Annotated in this window: 1 protein-coding gene; it reads right to left on the reverse strand. The window is 74.9% G+C overall.

Annotated elements, in window-relative coordinates; all coding sequences use genetic code 11:
• Window positions 1–792 (reverse strand): AMP-binding protein (locus V2J85_RS40275; protein WP_330824348.1); only part of this gene is annotated, 792 nt, incomplete at both ends.

Consider the following 792-nt stretch of genomic DNA (forward strand, 5'->3'; position numbering starts at 1 on the left):
CTCGGTGACCAGGGCATGCCACAGGGTGGGGGTGGCCTGCATGACGGTGGCGTCGCTGCCGGTGATCAGGGCGGCCAGCGCCGCCGGGTCGCGTACGCTGTCGTGCTCCGCCAGCACGAGTTCGGCGCCCGTGAGCAGCGGGACGAAGAGTTCGAGGTTGGAGATGTCGAAGCCGAACGTGGTGACCGACAGGAAGCGGTCGCCGCCGTCGATCCGGAACCGTTCGGCCATGTCGTGCAGCAGGTTGACCAGCGCGCCCTGCGGGACGACGACGCCCTTGGGCCGGCCGGTCGAGCCGGAGGTGTAGATCGTGTAGGCGGTGTCGGCGGGGTGCGGGGCCGCCGTGCTCACCGGGCCCGTCGGCCGCCCGGCGAGGAGGGGCGCCGCCGTGTCGAGGAGCAGGTGCGGATGGGTGGTCACCGCGTCGAGCGCCGCCGCGACGCCCGTCGTGGTCAGGACGAGGGCGGGCGCCGCGTCGTCGAGCATGTAGGCGATCCGGTCGGCCGGATAGCCGGGGTCCAGCGGCAGATAGGCGGCGCCCGCCTTGACGACGGCGAGGGTCGCGACGACCAGGTCCGTGGAGCGGGGCAGCGCCACCGCCACCAGCTCTCCGGGCCCGGCACCGCGCGCCACCAGTTCGTGGGCGAGCCGGTCGGCGCGCGCGTGCAGTTCGGCGAAGGTCAGCCGGTCCGCGCCGCAGCGCAGCGCGGGCGCGTCGGGGCGCGCCCCGGCCCGGTCCGCGAGCTGCTCGCGCAGCGGCCGGTCCGGGTGGTTGCGGAACGTGTCGTTGTA

The organism is Streptomyces bugieae (assembly GCF_036352915.1).
Classification (GTDB): domain Bacteria; phylum Actinomycetota; class Actinomycetes; order Streptomycetales; family Streptomycetaceae; genus Streptomyces; species Streptomyces endophytica.